Origin of the sequence: Zoogloea sp. LCSB751, assembly GCF_002028455.1 — a bacterium.
Taxonomy (GTDB): domain Bacteria; phylum Pseudomonadota; class Gammaproteobacteria; order Burkholderiales; family Rhodocyclaceae; genus Zoogloea.
On the sequence record NZ_MWUM01000669.1, the window covers coordinates 1 to 233 of the forward strand.

General features: G+C 46.8%; 1 protein-coding gene. It reads right to left on the reverse strand.

The genetic code is table 11. From position 1 onward, the window contains the following. Positions 1-215, reverse strand: a 215-nt coding sequence (locus tag B4920_RS28100; RefSeq protein WP_216820152.1) for a hypothetical protein, incomplete at its 3' end; no start/stop codon positions are given. Positions 216-233: the final 18 nt, after the last annotated feature.

The window sequence follows — 233 nt, forward strand, 5'->3', positions numbered from 1 at the left end:
CCCATGTTACCTAAAGCTAATTGCAATAAGCAGTATGAGCGGGTATTGGCATTACCGACGTGGTGCTGAGTGCCACCCATACACCAAATAATGGTGCCAGGTTTGGTTTCAGCCATCATCTTGGCAACACGATACATTTGTGCCTTAGGTACGCCCACTACGTTTTCAACTTCTTCTGGGGTGTACTTTTTCACTTCTTCGCGGATACGTTCCATGCCGTAAACACGATGCTT